This is a genomic window from Vibrio sp. SG41-7 (genome assembly GCF_014164465.1).
GTDB classification, from domain to species: domain Bacteria; phylum Pseudomonadota; class Gammaproteobacteria; order Enterobacterales; family Vibrionaceae; genus Vibrio; species Vibrio splendidus.
In genome coordinates this window covers 1-965 of the sequence record NZ_JACJFF010000309.1, presented here as the reverse complement: position 1 = coordinate 965, position 965 = coordinate 1, and the positions used below count along the sequence as shown (strand labels likewise).

Here is a 965-nt window from a genome sequence, read left to right as displayed (position 1 = left end):
GCTGAAGCGATAAGAGGCTCTTATGACGATGCCGTTACTAGTATAGATAGTACAACAGGGGGGCATATCCCTAAACGACAGACGATGCAGGTCATTCAAGATGTCGCCCAAGATTTCGATGATTACTTTCAAAAAAGGTATATACACCCAGAAGATACACGAGATTTATTGGTGATAACCACTGATGCCAAAGGCATCGTGATGCAACCAAACAGTTTAAGAGAGTGTACAAAGAAAGCCGCAAAAAAACAGAAACTCAAAAGCAGACTGAGTGCTGGAGAAAAAAAAGACCGAAAACGAATGGCTCAAGTCGCTTCAGTTTATACAACTAAAGCTTGCCCGAGAACGGCTGAATCAATCATGCAAAGAAGTGAAGAAAGTAACGTTCATGGTTTTAGAGTCCCCCCAAGAAATAAGCGTGTCTGGGCCAGTTTAAAAAAAGGTTCAGAATCGGTCATAGAAGATGCTTTCTTAGAGGCTTTACAGCGAGACCCCGAGCAAAAACGTCAATGGATCGTACTGGTTGACGGTCACCCTCATCAAATGAAGCAAGTCAATCGAGTCGCCAAAAAGCATAATGTCACAGTCACCATAATTTTGGATTTCATCCATGTACTAGAGTACCTGTGGAAGGCTGCATGGTGTCTGTTTGATAAGGGAGATGAGTTAGTCGAAGAATGGGTGGAATATAAAGCACTGGAGATTTTAAGAGGGAAGGCTTCACAGGTAGCAAAAGGGCTTGGGATATGTGCAACAAAGAGACGCTTGGTCAATCGAGAAAATATCGACAAATGTCGACGCTACTTACTAAAGAATAAAAAACAGCTTGAGTATGGTATTGCACTAGAGTGTGGATATCCGATAGCAAGTGGTGTTATCGAAGGAGCTTGTCGGCATCTGATAAATGATAGATTAGATATCACAGGAGCTAGGTGGAGCCTTGATGGGGCTGAGGCAATCTTGAG

Annotated in this window: 1 protein-coding gene; it reads left to right on the top strand. The window is 42.8% G+C overall.

Annotated features, from left to right (window positions below):
• Positions 1-9: 9 nt before the first annotated feature.
• On the top strand, positions 10-965 hold a 956-nt coding region (locus tag H5300_RS26845; protein WP_310736203.1), incomplete at its 3' end, for an ISKra4 family transposase.